The sequence below is a fragment of the Microvirga medicaginis genome, assembly GCF_052658925.1.
On the sequence record NZ_JBQWEL010000013.1, the window covers coordinates 59214 to 76911 of the forward strand.

The 17698-nt window shown below is 60.8% G+C and carries 17 protein-coding genes; 6 read left to right on the top strand and 11 right to left on the bottom strand.

Features of this window, described 5'->3' with window-relative positions; genetic code table 11:
• Window positions 1–29: 29 nt before the first annotated feature.
• Window positions 30–728 (top strand): DUF1003 domain-containing protein, encoded by a 699-nt coding sequence (locus tag ACUXUR_RS16860; protein ID WP_445503509.1) that lies wholly within the window; start codon window positions 30–32, stop codon window positions 726–728.
• A 12-nt stretch (window positions 729–740) separates the two neighbouring features.
• Here ACUXUR_RS16860 and ACUXUR_RS16865 read toward each other — a convergent pair whose 3' ends face one another.
• The 3 genes from ACUXUR_RS16865 to ACUXUR_RS16875 are packed head-to-tail and all read right to left on the bottom strand — an operon-like array spanning window position 741 to window position 4047.
• On the bottom strand, window positions 741–1325 hold the full coding sequence (locus ACUXUR_RS16865; protein ID WP_445503510.1) for an NAD(P)H-dependent oxidoreductase: 585 nt from the start codon (window positions 1323–1325) through the stop codon (window positions 741–743).
• Between the two features lie 19 nt (window positions 1326–1344).
• A complete protein-coding gene (gene glgP / locus ACUXUR_RS16870; RefSeq protein ID WP_445503511.1) occupies window positions 1345–3033 on the bottom strand; it encodes an alpha-glucan family phosphorylase in 1689 nt (562 codons plus the stop codon).
• Between the two features lie 48 nt (window positions 3034–3081).
• A complete protein-coding gene (locus ACUXUR_RS16875; protein WP_445503512.1) occupies window positions 3082–4047 on the bottom strand; it encodes a 1-phosphofructokinase family hexose kinase in 966 nt (321 codons plus the stop codon).
• Between the two features lie 190 nt (window positions 4048–4237).
• Here ACUXUR_RS16875 and ACUXUR_RS16880 point away from each other — a divergent pair, with 190 nt between their 5' ends.
• Entirely contained in the window at window positions 4238–4678 is a 441-nt protein-coding gene (locus ACUXUR_RS16880; protein WP_445503513.1) for a PAS domain-containing protein, read from the top strand.
• A 21-nt stretch (window positions 4679–4699) separates the two neighbouring features.
• On the opposite strand, the gene ACUXUR_RS16885 is transcribed toward ACUXUR_RS16880, so the two are convergent.
• The gene (locus tag ACUXUR_RS16885; protein WP_445503514.1) at window positions 4700–5707 is read right to left on the bottom strand and encodes a 2-hydroxyacid dehydrogenase; all 1008 of its coding nucleotides are present in this window, start codon (window positions 5705–5707) and stop codon (window positions 4700–4702) included.
• A 264-nt stretch (window positions 5708–5971) separates the two neighbouring features.
• Here ACUXUR_RS16885 and ACUXUR_RS16890 point away from each other — a divergent pair, with 264 nt between their 5' ends.
• Both ACUXUR_RS16890 and rimO read left to right on the top strand, forming a co-directional pair.
• The gene (locus ACUXUR_RS16890; protein ID WP_445503515.1) at window positions 5972–6820 is read left to right on the top strand and encodes a universal stress protein; all 849 of its coding nucleotides are present in this window, start codon (window positions 5972–5974) and stop codon (window positions 6818–6820) included.
• Window positions 6821–7128: 308 nt separating this feature from the next.
• Complete coding sequence (rimO, locus tag ACUXUR_RS16895) at window positions 7129–8445, top strand: 30S ribosomal protein S12 methylthiotransferase RimO (protein ID WP_445503516.1); 1317 nt, start codon at window positions 7129–7131, stop codon at window positions 8443–8445.
• Between the two features lie 8 nt (window positions 8446–8453).
• Here the strand turns inward: rimO and pncA are convergent, their stop codons facing one another.
• The 5 genes from pncA to ACUXUR_RS16920 form a co-directional block, all read right to left on the bottom strand.
• Window positions 8454–9104, bottom strand: a complete 651-nt coding sequence (gene pncA / locus ACUXUR_RS16900) for a bifunctional nicotinamidase/pyrazinamidase (protein ID WP_445503517.1) — start codon at window positions 9102–9104, stop codon at window positions 8454–8456.
• Between the two features lie 98 nt (window positions 9105–9202).
• Window positions 9203–10279, bottom strand: coding sequence for a BMP family ABC transporter substrate-binding protein (locus ACUXUR_RS16905; protein ID WP_445503518.1), 1077 nt, complete (start codon window positions 10277–10279; stop codon window positions 9203–9205).
• A 90-nt stretch (window positions 10280–10369) separates the two neighbouring features.
• Window positions 10370–11287: an ABC transporter permease gene (locus ACUXUR_RS16910; RefSeq protein WP_445503519.1), complete on the bottom strand. Its 918-nt coding sequence runs from the start codon at window positions 11285–11287 to the stop codon at window positions 10370–10372.
• Entirely contained in the window at window positions 11284–12360 is a 1077-nt protein-coding gene (locus ACUXUR_RS16915) for an ABC transporter permease (protein ID WP_445503520.1), read from the bottom strand. Before ACUXUR_RS16915 ends, ACUXUR_RS16910 begins: the two co-directional genes overlap by 4 nt.
• On the bottom strand, window positions 12350–13897 hold the full coding sequence (locus ACUXUR_RS16920; protein ID WP_445503521.1) for an ABC transporter ATP-binding protein: 1548 nt from the start codon (window positions 13895–13897) through the stop codon (window positions 12350–12352). Before ACUXUR_RS16920 ends, ACUXUR_RS16915 begins: the two co-directional genes overlap by 11 nt.
• 148 nt (window positions 13898–14045) lie before the next feature.
• On the opposite strand from ACUXUR_RS16920, the gene ACUXUR_RS16925 reads away from it, so the two are divergent.
• The gene (locus ACUXUR_RS16925; RefSeq protein WP_445503522.1) at window positions 14046–15254 is read left to right on the top strand and encodes a UbiH/UbiF family hydroxylase; all 1209 of its coding nucleotides are present in this window, start codon (window positions 14046–14048) and stop codon (window positions 15252–15254) included.
• Here ACUXUR_RS16925 and ACUXUR_RS16930 read toward each other — a convergent pair.
• Window positions 15251–16222 carry an AEC family transporter gene (locus ACUXUR_RS16930; protein WP_445503523.1) on the bottom strand — a complete coding sequence of 324 codons (972 nt, stop codon included), beginning with the start codon at window positions 16220–16222 and terminating at the stop codon, window positions 15251–15253. The two genes, ACUXUR_RS16925 and ACUXUR_RS16930, sit on opposite strands and share 4 nt — an antisense overlap.
• A 266-nt stretch (window positions 16223–16488) precedes the next feature.
• On the opposite strand from ACUXUR_RS16930, the gene hspQ reads away from it, so the two are divergent.
• Window positions 16489–16818 (top strand): heat shock protein HspQ, encoded by a 330-nt coding sequence (gene hspQ / locus ACUXUR_RS16935; RefSeq protein WP_047189815.1) that lies wholly within the window; start codon window positions 16489–16491, stop codon window positions 16816–16818.
• A gap of 65 nt (window positions 16819–16883) precedes the next feature.
• Here the strand turns inward: hspQ and ACUXUR_RS16940 are convergent, their stop codons facing one another.
• The gene (locus ACUXUR_RS16940; protein WP_445503524.1) at window positions 16884–17663 is read right to left on the bottom strand and encodes an invasion associated locus B family protein; all 780 of its coding nucleotides are present in this window, start codon (window positions 17661–17663) and stop codon (window positions 16884–16886) included.
• Between the last annotated feature and the right edge of the window lie 35 nt (window positions 17664–17698).

Here is a 17698-nt window from a genome sequence, read left to right on the forward strand (position 1 = left end):
CGGATTGCCAATTCTGTGGAGGATAATTCATGACATCCCGGGTCCTGTCGTCAACCAATGCCATCTGTCCGATTACAGGCAAATCCTACCCGCAGCGGGAGCTCGTAGTCTTGGATCACCTCCACCCTGCCCTCGTGGATCGGATTCTGAGTGAGCATCCATCACTGACAATGGACGCTCGCATCAGCCGCGAGGCCGTGGACCGCTACCGAATGCTCCACGTGGAGGAGTTGCTGCGGCAGGAACGAGGCGAATTGACCAAGCTCGATCAGGAGGTCACCCGATCTCTTGCCGAAGGGGCTATGGTTTCGACGAATGTCGAGGCCAGTTATGACAAACGCCGCACGATAGGAGAGAAGCTGTCCGACGGGCTGGCAGCCTTCGGCGGCAGCTGGACCTTCCTTATCTTCTTCGGCCTGGTCCTGGCGGGTTGGATTGGCATCAACGCTCTCATCGGACGGGATGCCTTTGACCCCTACCCTTACATCCTTCTCAATCTTGTCCTGTCATGCCTAGCCGCCGTCCAGGCTCCGATCATCATGATGAGCCAGAAGCGGCAGGAGGCGAAGGACCGGCTGCGTTCTCTCAACGACTACCAAGTCAATCTCAAGGCAGAGCTGGAAATCCGGCATCTTCACGAGAAAATCGACCACCTGATCTCGCGGCAATGGGAAAGGCTTGCGGAGATTCAGGAACTGCAGATCGAGCTTCTTCAGGAGCGCCGCTAGAAAGAGATTAGCCTACCGCGCCTTCCGTCCGAGTTCCGCGACGGAATTGAGCCAGGCTTTCCGTTTGGCATCGCTCATTCCCTCGATCATGCCGATGAGAGTATGGCGGTTGGGGCCGATACCCACGAGCGACAGGATGCTGCGCTTGAGGCTTTTAAGGCTGTGCGCGCCGAAATACCACCTGAACGCAAGTCCGGGCATACCCATAGTGATGATGATGCGGCTCGACTTGCCCTTCAGAACCGTCTTCCAACTGGCTCCCGCCCCTGCGCCGCCCGTCATGAAGGCAGGTCGGAGAGACTGCTCGAGAAATCCTTTGAGAAACGCCGGCATGCCACCCAGCCAGAGCGGATAGATGATGACGAAATGCTCGGCCCAGGCCAGCAATTGCTGCGCCTGTTCGATGACAGGCGGCGGGGAATCATTCTCCCAATCGCTTTTGGAGCGAAGAAGCGGAAAATCTAGCTCCGCCACAGAGATGAGGCGAACGTCATGGCCGCCCTTTGCCGCGCCCTGAGCATAGGCTTCCGCCAGAGCATGGCAGAAATGTCGGCCTCCCAGGGTTGGATGCCCCTGAAGGATAGCAATGCGGGTCAACGATGCCTCCCGACCTTGATCATTCCCCAGCCGACAGGGAGTGTCCGGCCGCGTCCTTGACATGCATCAAATAGGCCTCGCCGGCATAGGTCCGCATCATGCGCTGCGTATTGAAAACCGGCCCGATCTTCGCGATGGCCTGTTTCATCATGCCGATCCAACCGGATCTGTTTCTGCAAAAGAGCGGCAGGATGGTGTTCTCCAGTTTGTCGTAGAGAATACGCGCATGATCATCAGGCGCCCCTTCCTGGCCTATTCCCCAGCCCGTGATCCCCTCCTCACATCCTTCAAGCCACCAGCCATCGAGCGTGCTGAAGTTCAGAACTCCATTGAAGGCAGCCTTCATGCCGCTCGTTCCCGAGGCTTCGAGGGGCGGCAAAGGCGTGTTCAGCCAGATATCGCTGCCGGCCACGATGATCTTGGCAAGATCCATCCGATAATTGGGAACGAAGGCAATCGGGATCCTTGCATGATGCGCCTGCGCCGTAATCTCATGGATCACTTGTTTTCCGCCCTCATCGCGCGGATGGGCCTTGCCGGCCATGACGATCTGGAACGGAAAGCGATCATGGATATCCATCAATCTGGACCAGTCGCTGAGCAGCAGGCCCGCGCGCTTGTATCCGGTCATCCGGCGCGCGAAGCCGATAATGGGAAGGGCCGAATCAAGATTTTGATGGGCTGTCTCGCGCACCATGGCAATCAGATCCCCCTTCGCCTCCTCGTGAGCGCGCCAGACGGCCTCATCGCTGAGGTGGACGGCTTTCGCCAGAGTTTCCGGCTGCACATCCCAGTCCGGCGTCAGGCCGTGAAACAGGCGTGCGAATGCGGGGTGCGTCCATTGCCGGGCATGAACGCCGTTGGTCACCGCATGAATGCGATAGCCGGGGAACATCTGCCGTGTCGTCTCCGCATGGCGGAGAGAAACGCCGTTGACGTAGGAGCTGAGATTCAAGGCAAGCCGCGTCATATTGAGTTGATCAGTACCGGCCAGGGCCTTGATCTGATCGACGTCCAGAAACTTCCCGAGAATGTGAGCGGCCTGCTCATAACTGAAGCGGTCATGCCCCGCCTCGACGGGAGTATGAGTGGTGAAGACGCAACGTCTCTTGACCGCTTCGATGTCATCGCCACGGCGCAACAGCGCGAGAGGCAGCAGCGCAGCATGCCCCTCGTTGAGGTGATAGGTTTCGATCTTGAACCCGAGCGCTCTCAGAACCTGCTCTCCGCCGATACCGAGCAGGATCTCCTGTTTGAGACGGTATGCATCGTCCCCACCATAGAGCCTGTGAGTCATGCCGCGATCATGGAGATCGTTCTCATCGACATGCGTATCGAGCAGGATGACCGGGACTTTATAGCCGCGAGGGGAAACCCATTCGTAGAGCCAGGGCCGGACCCAGACATTGCGTTCCTCGATCGTAACCGCCATGACTTCCTGAAGCGGGGTCGCCCAATCGTCCGGCTCCCAAGGATCCGCATGGTCGACCTGCTGCCCTTTGGCGTCGATCTCCTGCCAAAGATAGCCCTGCCGACTTGCCAGCGTCACGAACACCATCGGCAGTTCGAGATCGGCGGCCGAGCGCACCGTATCGCCGGCGAGGACGCCCAGGCCTCCGGAATAGGTGTGCATCTCGCTTCTGAGCGCGATCTCCATGGAGAAATAGGCAATCCGTGTTCGCGACAGGTAGCCTTCAATCACAGACACAGCATTCTCCAAGGCTTTGGTGGTGACGGAAAGGTCGGGAGTGTAGAACTAGTTGCTTCCTATGCTCTTAAGGGGCTCGATGGTCTCCTGAGCAATCCGCTCAGCATAGAGGCGCTCGACGTCTTCTCTGCGGCATAGCCCAGTGCCCGGCGTCATCAGGGTTGCCGCTCCTGCAGCCATGCCGAGGCGTACGGCATGGCGCAGGTCGAGGCCCTGAACGAGACCGAAGCATATGGCCGCGACCATGCTGTCCCCTGCGCCGACGGCACTTTTGATCGGCACTTCGATAGGCGAGAGTTTCTCGTGACCATTGGCCGTAATCAGAAGTGCGCCCTCGGCCCCTTGCGAAACAACCATCACTTCGCTGATGCCGCGATCAATCAATTGCCGCGCAGCTTCGACCTGCTCGGCCTCACTGCGCAACTCCTGCCCCGTCCACTCTCGAAGTTCGCGAATGCTGGGTTTGAGGAGGTAGGCTCCAGATTTGATATGACGCAGGGCTTCGCCCGACGTATCGAGTACGAACCGGCAGCCCAGTCTCTTCGAGAGATCGGCGACATCCTGGACGAAGTCAGGAGACACGCCGGGAGGAAGGCTCCCGCTTAAAACGATGATGCGAGCGCCTTCAGCGGCTCGTGCCAGTTCTTCGAGACAAGCCTGCCTCTCAGCTGCACAAATTTCCGGACCGGGCAACACGAAGCGATATTGAAGCCCGCTTCTCCGCTCGTCGATTGTGAAGCTCTCCCGCGTGAAACCACTGATCGGAACATGTCGGGACGGAACGCCTGCCCGTGCCAACAGCCGCTCCAGCATTAACCCTGCCGGGCCGCCGGCTGGATAAACCGCGAGAGCATGGCCACCCAGGGTCTGAACGACACGTGCCACATTGATGCCGCCCCCGCCTGGATCGTGCTGAACAGCAGTACAGCGAACCTTGTCCGTGGGGACCACGGCCTCCGCACTCGTTGAGACATCGAGCGCCGGATTCATCGTGAAGGTTACAATATCCGGCAATTCCTTCGCCTCCCCTCATCGGCCAATGCCTCGAAAGGCTCTTCTGGAGCCACGAGGATCGTGCTTCATTTATAGGGTAGAGAACAGCAGATCCCCAGCGACTAAGACAGGAAACCCAAAATCAGACTGAGAGTTTTCGACCTTGTGAGATAAGATGGTTCACACAAGGCGCATTACGGTGAGACCAGACATGACATCAGCAGCTCTCTCCACGTCTCTGCCCGACAATCTCGAACCCGACCTCTCCAAGGCACTGGCTTATTGGAAAGATCTGCTCCGCGGCGAGAACCCCATGCCTTTCTCCGATGATGTCGATCTTTCTCAATTGCCGGCGCTTTCCTCAAACCTCATGCTGCTGACCGCCTTCGAGAATCCCGACCGGTTTCGTTTCGAAGCGGCAGGCGCAACGATCGTTCAGGAATACGGAGCTCCCATCGTCGGCGAGTTTTCTGATGAGATCGCGCAAAACGCTCCGTTAGAAGATCTTACTGAACAATGCCGCATGACGGTGTCTCAGCGCGCTCCGACCTATTACCGTTCTCCATCCAATTCTTATGCCCGTCTTGTTCTGCCGACCTGGGGTGAAGGACATGTCACGCTTCTCCTCGGTGCGGTGGCCAAGACATCTTAAGAACCCCCGGATAGGCCGCCTCTAGCGTGCGATCTTCTCGACGGAGACCTCGTGCATCGCGCGTCCGGTCTTCTCGAAGGCAGTGACATTGGCGATCGTCGTTTCCGCGATATTGGCCAGTGCCTCCTTCGTGAAGAAGGCCTGGTGACCTGTAATGAGCACGTTCGGGAAAGTCAGCAGGCGCGCGAAGACGTCATCATTGATGAATCGGTCCGAGAGATCTTCGAAGAACAGGTCGGCCTCTTCTTCGTAGACGTCGAGACCGAGATTGCCGATTATGCCTTCCTTCAGGCCCTTCAATACGGCGCGGGTATCGATCACGGCGCCGCGGCTCGTATTGATCAGCATCACGCCCGGCTTCATGCGCGCCAGGGAGGCCTTATTGATGAGATGGTGCGTCGCGGGAGTCAGTGGGCAATGCAGGGTGATGATGTCGGAGGTTGCGAACAGCTCGTCCGTTGACACGTAAGTAACACCGATATCGAGGCAGGCAGGATTGGGCTGCAGATCGTGGGCGATCACCTTGCAGCCAAATCCCACAAGGATCTTACACACAATTTCCCCGATCTTGCCGGTTCCCACCACACCCGCTGTCTTGCCGGCAAGATCGAAGCCGAGTAGGCCTTCCAAAGCAAAATTGCCTTCCCGCACGCGATTGTAGGCACGATGCGTCTTGCGATTGAGCCCAAGGATGAGAGCCAGCGTGTGCTCCGCAACCGCATGGGGCGAATAGGCCGGAACACGGGCAACGGTGATGTCCAAGACCTTGGCTGCAGCAAGATCGACATTGTTGAACCCCGCCGAGCGCAGGGCGATCAGCTTGATGCCCTTTGCGGAAAGGCTGGCGAGCACATCCGCGTTCACATCGTCATTGACGAAGGCGCAGACGGCGTCGGCGCCAGCGGCAAGGTCGCAGGTCTCAACAGACAGCTTGGCTTCAAAATAGGTGAGTCGGTGTCCGGATCCGGCGCCGGCAGCATCCAGGAAGCGCCGGTCATATGGTTTGGTACTAAAGACCACGATCTGCACGGCAGTCCTCCCTTCTGAGGATCGACAGATATCTCGCCGCTCGGATGTAGCGCCTGGCTCCCCTGAGGCTCGGCACTATTCCTAGCCCCAGGGCTTCCGCTGTGAAAGCTCAGCCGGAAACATCCCGTAGGAAATCTTGATCGGCATCAATTTCATCGATCACGGCTGAGCTTACTGTCTACTCGCATCTTGGCTGGGAGCCCCTTCGCCCAAGAATCAAGCGTGGGACTTCCGCTGACTCCGAATATTCGGCTGGAGAACATCATGATCAAAGACATCCTCGTTCACCTCGACGGCACCTCGCGCGATGAGGAGCGTCTGCAGCATGCAGAGGCCATTGCTTCGGTTTCTCAGGCCCATGTGACCGGCCTGTTCACCAATCCTCTTCCTGACATGCCTCTGATCGCGCCCATGGATGCAGGAGCGGCCGCTGCCGAAATCCTGGTCTCCCTAACCGACGAGGCCAGGGGTACGGGGGACCGGCTTCAGAAGAAATTGACTGATCGCATGGCTCGCTTCAGCGTCCCGAATGAAATCCGGCGGATCGACGGTATGCCCGGAGAAATCCCGAGTGCGGCTGCCAAAGAGGCCCGTTGGGCGGATCTCTTCATCATGAGCCGTCCCTATGACACGGACGGTTCCGAGCAATGGGATTCTCTCTTCGAGGCCGTGCTGTTCGAGGGCGGTCGGAGCATTTTGATCGTGCCGCCCCAACACCGTCCCGCTGACACCATTCGCCGTGTGCTCGTGTGCTGGCGCAATACCAGGGAGGCGGCTCGCGCCGTCGCCGAGGCAGTCCCTTTCCTGGAAAAGGCGACGAAGATCACGATCCTGGTGGTCGATCCGGATCAGGAGAAAACGGACGGCAACAGCCAGCCGACTGCCGATATCGCCAAGCATATCAGCCGCTACGGAGCGCCTGTGGAGGTGACCATCGCTCAGAGTCAGGGGCGCGATGTCAGTGACGTCATCCTCGAACAGGCCCGCAGAACCTCCGCCGACCTGATCGTTATGGGCGGCTATGGCCATTCCCGCGCACGGGAATGGATCATCGGCGGTGCGACGCGCAATACCCTGAGCACATCGGAATTTCCCATTCTCATGGCACATTGAGACGGCTCGACAACCTAGGCCGTTCAAAGACTTAATCGTGTCCTTCAACCGGGCTGCCAAGGCAGCCCGGTGTTGTCAATACCGGTGCTCTGTTGTAAGGCATTCCCGCGCTTCAGTCGCGCGCTCCTCAATCCGGGAGCCTTGCACGAGGCGTGACATCGACTTGATGAGGCAGTCCCGCAGGGCTGCGAAGTCACCGGGCGCAAAGCGCTCCCGATCCAGGCTCCCTTGCCATGATTTCGCACCGAAGCCGCATTACGCGGGCGCTTTCCCGATGTCCGTATAGCCTCTAGAGTGGAAATTCGCGGATGAATGCTCCCGCACCCAAAATCTCGTTCGTGTCCCTGGGCTGCCCGAAGGCCCTGGTCGATTCTGAACGCATCATCACGCAGCTTCGCGCTCAAGGTTACCAGCTGACCAAGGAGCATGACGGCGCCGACGTGGTCATCGTCAATACCTGCGGCTTCCTGGACAGTGCCAAGGCCGAGTCCCTTGAGGCCATCGGCGAGGCCATGGCCGAAAACGGCAAGGTTATCGTGACCGGCTGCATGGGCGCCGAGCCCGAGCAGATCCGCGAGCAATTCCCGAACGTGCTCGCGATCACCGGCCCCCAGGCCTATGAATCCGTGGTTTCCGCCGTTCATCAGGCCGTTCCGCCCGCGCACGATCCGTTCATCGACCTTGTGCCGCCGCAGGGCGTGAAGCTGACGCCGCGCCATTACGCGTATCTGAAGATCTCGGAAGGCTGCAACAATCGCTGCACCTTCTGCATCATCCCGAAGCTGCGCGGCGATCTCGTCAGCCGCCCTATCGGCGATGTGCTGCGCGAAGCCGAGAAGCTCGCCAAGGCCGGCGTGAAGGAGGTGCTGGTGATCTCGCAGGACACCAGCGCCTATGGCCTCGACATCAAGTATCAGCCGAGCCTCTGGAAGGACCGCGAGGTCCGCACCCGCTTCTACGAGCTCGCCAAGGAACTCGGGGATCTCGGCATGTGGGTGCGTATGCACTACGTTTATCCCTACCCGCACGTGGACGAGGTCATCCCGCTCATGGCGGAGGGCAAGATCCTCCCCTATCTCGACATCCCGTTCCAGCACGCTTCGCCGAGCGTGCTCAAGGCCATGCGCCGCCCCGGCAACCAGGAGAAGACCCTGGAGCGCATCAAGAAATGGCGCGAGATCTGCCCGGATCTCGCCATCCGCTCCACCTTCATCGTCGGTTTCCCCGGCGAGACGGAAGAGGACGTGGACGTCCTGATGCAGTGGCTGAAGGAGGCGAAGATCGACCGGGCCGGCTGCTTCCAGTACGAGCCGGTGCAAGGCGCACCTGCCAATGAACTCGCCGGTGCCGTTCCGCCGGAGGTCAAGGAAGAGCGCTGGCACCGCTTCATGCAGATTCAACAGAAAGTCAGCGCCAAGCTGCTCAAAGGTCGCGTCGGCAGGACGCTGCCCGTCATCATCGACGAGGTCGGCGCAACGGTCGCCACGGGCCGCACCAAGTATGACGCGCCGGAGATTGACGGCGTCGTCTACGTGGCCTCGAAGAAGCCGCTGAAGCCGGGCGAGATCGTCGATGTGAAGATCGAGGCTTCAGACGAGTACGACCTACACGGAACGGCTGTCTAAGCCGGCCTCTAAGTCTCAAGAATCTGAGCGCTGCTGATCGTGTGGACGCCGGCAGCGCTCAAATCGTTTTTGGCCCTCGCCCATGAGCCATGGGTATCGATGGGACGCGAGGCATCCTCGATCAGATATGTCTCGAACCCGGCCGCGGCTGCGTCGAGAGCGGTCCACGCCACACAGAAATCCGTCGCCAGACCGGCGCAGAAGACACGCTCGAAACCGCGCTCCTTGAGGTAGCCTTCGAGGCCCGTCGAGGTCTTCCGGTCGGCTTCCTTGAACCCCGAATAGCTGTCGATGCCTGCGTTGTAGCCTTTGCGGATAATGAGCTGCGCGTGCGGGATCAGAAGATCGCGGGAAATCTCGGCACCCGGCGTGCCCTGGATACAGTGGTCCGGCCAGAGCACCTGTTGGCCGTAGTGCAATTCGGTCAGCTCGAAGGGCTGCCTGCCCGGATGGCTGGACGCGAAAGAAGCATGTCCGCTTGGATGCCAATCCTGCGTCAGAACGACATGTCGAAAGGCTTGTGCCAGCCGGTTGATAGGCTCGATGACCGCATCCCCTTCCGGCACGGCCAGAGCGCCGCCCGGGAGGAAATCGTATTGAACATCCACAACGATGAGGACGTCGGTATCACTCAGCTTGATCGCGCCTTGCTCGGCCACTCGCAGCCCTCCTTGTCTTGCGCGCGAATTATAGCGCTCCAAACGAAAAAGGCAGCCGATCGCTCGACTGCCTTTCAGGATTGTATGGAGTCCGCCGCTTATTGCGGGATCTTGTCCTCGATGCCCTTCACGTAGAAGTTCATGCCGAGGATCTGCTCATCGGAGAGTGCACCGTTGCCCTTGCACTCGATCTCCTTGCCGTCCTGGCCATAGACCGGGCACTTGAAGGGGTTGAGCTTGTGGGTCTTGATCGCGGCCTCGGTCTCCTCGGCCATCTTCTTCACGTCGTCGGGCATGTTCTTGTAGGGGGCCATCTGGACCATGTTGACGTCCAGCCCGCCCCAAGTGTCCTCAGACTTCCAGGTACCGTCCAGAACAGCCTTGGTGCGCTGGATGTAGTAGTCACCCCAGTGGTCGACGATGGCCGTCATCTGAGCCTTCGGGGCGAAGCGCTCCATATCGGAGGCCTGGCCGAAGCCGAGCTTGCCGCGCGCCTCGGCCGCCTGCAGAGGAGCCGGGCTGTCCGTATGCTGCGTGATCACGTCCACGCCTTGGTCGAGGAGCGCCTTGGCGGCATCGCCTTCCTTGGCCGGGTCAAACCAGGAATTCACCCACACCACCTTGAGCTTCACATTCGGGTTCACCGACTGCGCGCCGAGGAAGTAGGAGTTGATGCCGGAGATCACTTCCGGAATCGGGAAGGCGCCGACATAGCCGATCACCCCGGATTTCGTCATCTTTCCGGCGATCTGGCCGACGATGTAGCGGCCTTCGTGGAACTTGGCCGCATAGGTCGCCAGGTTCGGAGCGCGCTTGTAGCCGGTGGCGTGCTCGAACTTGATGTTCGGATACTTCTTGGCAACTTTGACGGTCGGCTCCATGAAGCCGAACGAGGTCGTGAAGATCAGCTTGTGGCCCGTGCGGGCCAGCTGCTCGATGGCACGCTCGGAATCGGCTTCCGGCACATTCTCGACGAAGGTCGTCTCGACCTTGTCGCCGAGAGCCTTTTCCATCTCTTTACGGCCCTGATCGTGCTGATAGCTGTAGCCGAAGTCGCCGACCGGGCCGACATAGACGAAACCGACCTTCAGCTTCTCCTGGGCCCCTGCGCTACCGGCGAAAAGGGCCAGGGCTGCTGCTCCCGCCAAGGCCCCGATGATCTTCTTTGAAAACATGCTCGCTCCCTCGAGTTAGGTTTCAGACATCCGTGGCAGTTCTGGATGTTTCTGGCAACTATTCCTGTGGCTAGAATAACACCACTTTGCTTATCGGTCAGGCACGAACGGCACACCCAGAGAGCCCGGAGCACCGATCGCACGCCCATGGCGCAGCGACAGGAGCAGGAGGGCAATGATCGTCGCAAGATAAGGAATAGCCGACAGAGCCTGCGCCGGGACGCCGAATTGAGCCGCCTGAGCATGCAGCTGCAGCACCGTGGCGGCACCGAAGATGTAGGCCCCCACCAACACCCAGGCCGGGCGCCACGCCGCGAAAACCACCAGCGCGAGCGCGATCCAGCCACGCCCCGCCGTCATGCCGGGAGCCCAGAACCGTGTGTAGACAAGGGATAGATAGGCCCCTGCCAGGCCTGCGCAGGCACCGCCGAACAGGATTGCGAGGAAACGGACGCGCAGCACCGGGAGCCCGAGGGCATGAGCCGATCCGTGGTTTTCGCCGATGGAGCGAAGAGTCAGACCGGAGCGAGTCCGGGTAAAATAGAGAGCGACCAGAACCGTCAAGGCGATGGAACCGTAGACGAAGAGATCCTGCTCGAAAAAAAGGCGGCCGATGAGCGGCAGGTCGCTTAAACCCGGGATATCCACTGGCGCGATGGGGTCACGCCTAGACCCGACAAAAGGAGCTCCGATCAGGCCGGACAATCCTACGCCGAAAATTGTAAGAGCGAGCCCCGAACCGACTTGGTTCGCTGCGAATCCGAGTACGGCCAAAGCAAAGAGAGCCGCCATCGCAACGCCAGCAGCGACCCCGGCCAATACACCGATGATCGTCGAATCGAAGGTTACCGCCGCAGCGAAGGAGCATGCCGCGCCCATGATCATCATGCCCTCAACGCCCAGATTCAGAACGCCTGAGCGTTCCGTCACCAGTTCGCCCAGGGCGGCGATGAGGAGTGGGGTGGAAGCAGTGACGATCGTGAGAAGAATGGCCTCGAATGTGGTCACTTGCCCCCTCCTATCGTCACAAAACGAACGCGGTAGCTCACCAAGGCGTCGGCCGCCAGGACGCAAAGCAGCAGGATGCCCTGGAACGCCTGTGTCAGATCGAGCGGCAGTTTCAGGAGAATCTGTGCGCTCTCACCGCCGATGAAGGTGAGCGCCAGCACGAGCGCTGCAACCAGGATGCCGAAAGGATTGAGCCTGCCGAGGAACGCCACCGTAATGGCGGTGAAGCCGTAGCCCGGGGAAATCGAGGGCTGGAGCTGCCCGATCTGGCCGGAGACTTCGGAGATGCCGGCGAGACCAGCAAGGCCGCCCGAAATGGCGAACACGGCCATGGTGGTCGACTTTGAGCTGAAGCCTGCAAAACGTGCCGCGCGAGGAGCATCGCCCGTGAGCTTGAGACGATAGCCGAAGAGGGTTCTGCCCAGGACTACGGCCGTCACGAGAACGGCGATGACGGCAAAGACCGTTCCGTAATTCACGCGGCTTGCCTCCATTACAGGCGGCAGAGTCGCCGACGGATCGAAGGTGACCGATTGCGGGAAGTTGAAGCCCTTCGGATCACGCCAGGGACCGCGCACGAGATAGTCGAGGGTGAGCTGCGCCACATAGACCAGCATGAGGCTGGTGAGAATCTCGTTGACGCCGAAGCGGGTCTTCAGAAAGGCAGGAATCAGGCCGTATAGCGCGCCGCCGATGACGCCGAGCAAGAGCATGGCAGGTAAAACCCAAGCTCCGGCATCAGTCCCATGTGTCTTGAGCGCCAGCCAGCCGCCGAAGATGGCGCCAATCACGTATTGGCCTTCAGCGCCGATGTTCCAGAGACTGGCGCGAAAGCAATAGGACAGGCCGATCGCGATGAGGGCCAGCGGCGTTGCCTTGACCAGCAGCTCCTGCAGCGACCACGGATCGCTCAACGGCTGAAGAAAATAGACGTTGAAGGCAGCGATAGGCGAGCGGCCCATGAGCCAGATCACGAAGCCTGCAATGACGAAGGCCGTAATGAACGCGGCGACCGGTGCGAGCGCCCGCGCAACGGGAGAGACGGTCGTGCGGGGCGTGAGCTCAAACCGCATGAGCGCCCCCTTGTGCTTGAGCCACGCCTAGCATTTCAAGGCCGACTGCCTCCTTGGTCCATGCGCCGATGGGTTTCAGCGGGCTCAAATATCCCTGATGGATCACTGCCATCTGGTCCGCGACCTCGAACAATTCGTCGAGATCCTGACTCACCACCACGACGGCACTCCCCTCGCGGGCCAGATCAACAAGCGCCTGGCGGATGAGACGCGCGGCGCCCGCATCGACACCCCAGGTCGGCTGATCGACAATGAGCAACTTCGGCTTGCGGACGATCTCGCGCCCGATCACGAATTTCTGCAGGTTGCCGCCGGAGAGCTTGCGTGCCTGCGGATCGCCTTCCGGCGTGCGGACATCGAAGCTCTTGATGATTGTGCGCGCGAGCCGCTTGGCAGCATTGAGGAGGATGAAGCCGGAGCGGCTCACTTCGGTGGCGGCGTGGGAAATCAGCGTGTTTTCACTCAACCGATGGGTCGGAGCTGCCGCGTGCCCCAGGCGCTCCTCGGGAACGAAAGCCGCCGAGAGGCGGCGGCGGGTATCGATCCCCACTGTGCCGCAAGCCCGGCCCGCAATGGTGATGGCATCGGCCCGGTCGGCCAACCGCTCGCCGGATAAGGCCGCGAACAGTTCGCTCTGCCCGTTGCCGGCAACGCCTGCGATGCCGACGATCTCACCGGCGCGCGCCACGAAGTTGATGTCTTTAAGGGCAACGCCATGAAGGCCCGCAGGCGGCATGTTGAGATGGTTGACCCGCAGAACCTCTCCCTGGGGGGCGTGAGGAGCATCGGAACGGATCTCGCCGACCTCGTTACCGACCATCAGCGCCGCAATCTCCCGCGCAGAAATCGCGCGCGGATCGATGGTCGCGACCACGCGCCCTGTCCTCAAGATCGTGGCGCGCCGGCAAAGGCGACGCACCTCTTCCAGCTTATGGGAGATGTAAAGGATCGAGCAGCCTTCAGCCGAGAGCTTGTCCAGCGTCTTGAACAGATGCTCGGCCTCTTGCGGCGTGAGAACGGAAGTCGGCTCGTCGAGGATCAGAAGGCGCGGATTTTGCAGAAGGCAGCGGACGATCTCGATGCGCTGGCGCTCGCCGGCCGACAGTGTCCAGACCGCCCGGTCCGCATCGAGAGCCAAGCCATAGGTCCGGCTGATCTCGCTCAAGCGGCCGCGAACCATGGCAAGGTCCCACTCGTCCGAGAGCGCCACCGCAATGTTCTCGGCCACCGTCATCTCGTCGAAGAGCGAGAAGTGCTGGAACACCATCCCGAGACCGAGGGCCCGCGCCTCGACGGGAGAGCCGATGGTGACCGGCCTCCCCTCCCATCGGATTTCACCAGTGCTCGGCTCGATCACACCGTAGAGAATCTTCACCAGAGTGGACTTGCCTGCTCCATTTTCGCCGAGGAGAGCATGGATTTCCCCCGGCTCGATGGTCAGATCGATGCCGTCATTTGCAAGGAGGTCGCCATAGCGCTTGCTGATCCCTTTAAGCTCGACGAGGGGTGGCCCGGATGGTGATACGTCTGCGTTCACGCAAGCGACTCTGACTTAAAAAAGGAAAAAGGTCCGACAAGAAGCATGGATAACGATCATAGGGATGCGCCGCACAGGTCGGCAATGGCGAATCCATGGTTTATTGTGAGTCGGCAAGCCGTCCACAACCAGATGACGGGGAAAGTCCTTGACCCAGAAAAGCTATAGCATTGCCGTCATCGGAGCCGGAGCTGCTGGCCTGAGTGCCGCCATCGCCTTCGCACGCGACGGCTTCGAAACGGTTCTGATCGGCGGTCTGGACGTGCGACGCGATGGGCGCACTGTCGCCCTCCTCAATGGCTCCGTCCGGTTCCTGGAAGCCCTGGGTGCTTGGCCCACCCTGGTTCCGGAGGCGGCTCCGCTCGAGACCATGCGGATCATCGACGACACGGGCAGCCTCTTCCGGCCGCCGCCGGTCTCCTTTTCCTCGCGCGAGATCGACCTCGATGCCTTCGGCTGGAACATCGAGAATGTGACGCTGGTGGAGAAACTCGCCGAAGCGGCTCGGAATTATGAGTATCTGACGATCATCACCGAGCAGGCCAAGGATTTCCGCACTGAGGCGGACCGGGCTGTCGTCTCGCTGACGGATGGCTCGGAAATAGAGGCCAATCTTGTCGTGGCTGCCGACGGCCGCAATTCCAGACTTCGTCAGATTGCAGGGATCGAGGCCCATACTTGGTCCTATCCGCAAACGGCTCTCACCACGATCCTGGCCCACGACCGGGAGCATCGGGAGATGTCGACCGAGTTTCACACCCGCCATGGGCCCTTCACCCTCGTTCCCCTGCCGGGCAAGCGCTCCAGCCTCGTCTGGGTGATGAGCCCGAAACAGGCTGAACGCCTCGCGAAGCTCGAAGATCAGGCGTTGGCTTTAGAGATCGAGCGCCAAGCTCACTCTTCTCTCGGCGCCATGCGCATTGACGGTCCCCGGGGGCTGGTGCCCATGAGCGGCCTTTCGGTCAATCGCTTCGGAGCGCCCCGCCTCGCTCTCGTCGGCGAAGCTGCGCACGTCTTCCCGCCCATCGGCGCCCAGGGGCTCAATCTCGGGTTCCGCGACGTGGCATCCTTGAGGGATGCGGTGGTGGACGCCTTCGACGATGGACGCGAGCCCGGATCGCCCGAAACCTTGCGGCAGTACCAGCGCAGCCGCGATCTCGACGTCCGCCTGCGCACGGCTGCGGTGGATGGGCTCAATCGGACCCTTCTCACCGGCCTCCTGCCGGCCGATCTTCTGAGGGGCGCGGGACTTCTCGCCCTCAGCAAGGTCGGCTTCCTGCGCCGCGCCGTCATGCGCGAGGGCGTGCTGCCCCATATGGGCGCGCCCCGCCTCATGCAGGATGCATCAGCCGCTTAAGGGATGAGATCGTAGGACAAGGTGCCGGTCTTGGTGGTGAGGTAGAGCACTGCCGTCAACGTCAGGATCGACACCAGCGTCCCGATGAGAACGCAGGCAGAAGCCCGTTCCACCCCCACATTGTACTGGGTGGAGATCACGAAGATGTTCAGAGCGGGCGGCAGCGCCGCCATGATCATGGCCGCATAGGTCCAGGTCTGTCCGAAATCGCCGACGGCCGACAGCACCACCCAGACCAGCAGCGGGTGCAGGATGAGCTTAATGAACACGAGGGCCGGCACTTCCCCCGGAATACGCCCCAAGGGGCGCAGGGCCACGGTCACGCCGAGGAGAAACAAGGCACAGGGCGCGGCAGAGCCCGAGAGCCATGTGATCATCTGATTGATCGGGCCGGGCACCTCGAGATGCAGATAGCTTGCAGCAATGCCGATGGCCGTCGCCACGTTGAAGGGATGGGTCGCGACACGCCAGATGATCCGCCGAATGGTGGCCGTCAGATTCAGCCTCTCCACGCCCGCAACCGACATGAGCAGCGGCACCGCCGAGAACAGGAACAGGTTGTCGAACACGAAGATGAGAACGACCGGTGCGCTAGCGGCGGGCCCGATGGCGGCCAGGATCAGGGGTGGCCCCATGTAGCCGATATTGGAATAGGAGCCTGCGACACCCTGCATCACCGATTGGGGAAGGTCCTTCGTGTGGCGCCAGCCGGCTGCCAGGGACAGCAGGAAGGCGCAGGCCGTCGAAAAAGTGGTCGCCGCGATGAAAGTCCAATTCGCCAGCTGGTCCAGAGGCTTATCCGCGATCAGGCGGAAGAAGAGGCACGGCAGCGCCACATAGATCAGGAAAAACTGCATCCAGGCCAGCCCACTCTCCGGCTGCTTGACCATCTTGCCGCAGAAGAAGCCGAGACCGATGAGGCCGAAGAACGGGGCAAGCAGGTTGAAAAGCCCGATCAGGTCGGACATCGCAGGCTCCTGAAGAGTGGGGGAAGGCAGCGAGGACTTGGGGTAACACTTCTGGCAAGGTTCTAACCGTGCAGCAATCCCACCTTTGGAAGGCTGGCAGACCAAGAATGCAGACCTCGCTGACGTCTTCTCTCCAAGATCGTCACTACCGTTTGCCTGCTGTCGTAATAAGCTCTTGGCAATACTCTCTCGATCGTGACGATCGCGGATTTGGAGATTCCGACGCGTGCGCCTATATGCGTGTCCAAGGAGTTAGGACCATGCCTATGAAAGCGAGTTCAGCGAAATTCGCGATCGGCCAGGTGGTCAGACATCGCCTGTTCGACTTCAGAGGCCTCATTTTCGATGTGGACCCTGAATTCGACAACACGGAAGAATGGTGGCTGTCGATCCCCGAGGACGTGCGCCCGCGCAAGGACCAGCCGTTTTACCACCTCTTCGCCGAGAACGCGGAAACCGAATATATTGCCTATGTGTCCGAGCAGAACCTGATGCCGGACCATTCGGACGAACCCCTGCGCAATCCCATGATTGAGGAAATGTTCGTGCGCGAGCCGAATGGCGCCTACCGTGCCAAACCCACCTTCGCCAATTAAATCGGTCGCATAAACGAAAACGCCGGGCGAAAAGCCCGGCGTTTTTTGTTTCCTGGACGTCCAGATTAGGGCTTCGGAGCAGCCTGAGCGCTCGGAGCCGCGGCGCCACCGCCCTGGCTCTGAAGCATCTTCTGGCGCATCTCTTCACTCTTCTTCTGGAGCTCTTCCTGCAGCTTCTTCTGCTGCTCCTCGAGCACCTTCGGGTCGATCGGAGGACCGTCGAAGGCCTTGCCGAAGCCGGCGGCCGGAACCGCGAAGGTGATCTCGCGGCCAACCTGGTTCTGAACGCTGACGTTCAGGTTGGCGCCCTTCTTGAGGGAGGCGATGAAATCATCCTTCACCTGGGCCTCGGCGAAGCAGCCGTTGGGCAGGCACATCACGTAGCGGCCGGGGGTCGCCTGACCCTGGTCGACGGCGAAGCGCAGGCCGGGCTGCAGGAGCAGGCCGAGCGGCATCACGAAGCGGACGACCTTCTGCGGCTGCTGACCCTTCACGTCATAGACGGCAAGAGCGAGAACCGGCTGGCCCTGATCCGACACGAAGTCGCGGGTGGTGTAGCAGATCTCGGTGTTGGTGTTCTGGTCCTTGCCGCAGACCTTCGTCCATTCCGGCTGGGAAGGCTCAGCCTTCACCTGAACGACCGTGGGACCGGACTGCTGCTGTGCCGGCTGGCCCTGCGCAGGAGCAGGAGCTGGAGCAGGAGCTGCGGGCTTGGCCGGTTGAGCGGCAGGAGCCGCCGGCTTCGGCTGAGCCTGAGCGAAAGCGGGAGCGCTGGCGAGAAGGGCCAAGGCGGTAGCCAGGCCACGGGTGCCCCCCAAGCTCGCGATGCGTGTCGCGAATGACATGTCGTTAGATCCTCTTCAGTCGAAAGGTCGGCTCT

Excerpts from the sequence above, each read along its gene's own strand:
- ACUXUR_RS16860 (WP_445503509.1), top strand. The coding sequence starts at position 30 with ATGACATCCCGGGTCCTGTCGTCAACCAATGCCATCTGTCCGATTACA.
- ACUXUR_RS16880 (WP_445503513.1), top strand. The coding sequence starts at position 4,238 with ATGACATCAGCAGCTCTCTCCACGTCTCTGCCCGACAATCTCGAACCC.
- ACUXUR_RS16890 (WP_445503515.1), top strand. The coding sequence starts at position 5,972 with ATGATCAAAGACATCCTCGTTCACCTCGACGGCACCTCGCGCGATGAG.
- rimO (WP_445503516.1), top strand. The coding sequence starts at position 7,129 with ATGAATGCTCCCGCACCCAAAATCTCGTTCGTGTCCCTGGGCTGCCCG.
- ACUXUR_RS16905 (WP_445503518.1), bottom strand. The coding sequence starts at position 10,279 with ATGTTTTCAAAGAAGATCATCGGGGCCTTGGCGGGAGCAGCAGCCCTG.
- ACUXUR_RS16915 (WP_445503520.1), bottom strand. The coding sequence starts at position 12,360 with ATGCGGTTTGAGCTCACGCCCCGCACGACCGTCTCTCCCGTTGCGCGG.
- ACUXUR_RS16930 (WP_445503523.1), bottom strand. The coding sequence starts at position 16,222 with ATGTCCGACCTGATCGGGCTTTTCAACCTGCTTGCCCCGTTCTTCGGC.
- hspQ (WP_047189815.1), top strand. The coding sequence starts at position 16,489 with ATGAAAGCGAGTTCAGCGAAATTCGCGATCGGCCAGGTGGTCAGACAT.
- ACUXUR_RS16940 (WP_445503524.1), bottom strand. The coding sequence starts at position 17,663 with ATGTCATTCGCGACACGCATCGCGAGCTTGGGGGGCACCCGTGGCCTG.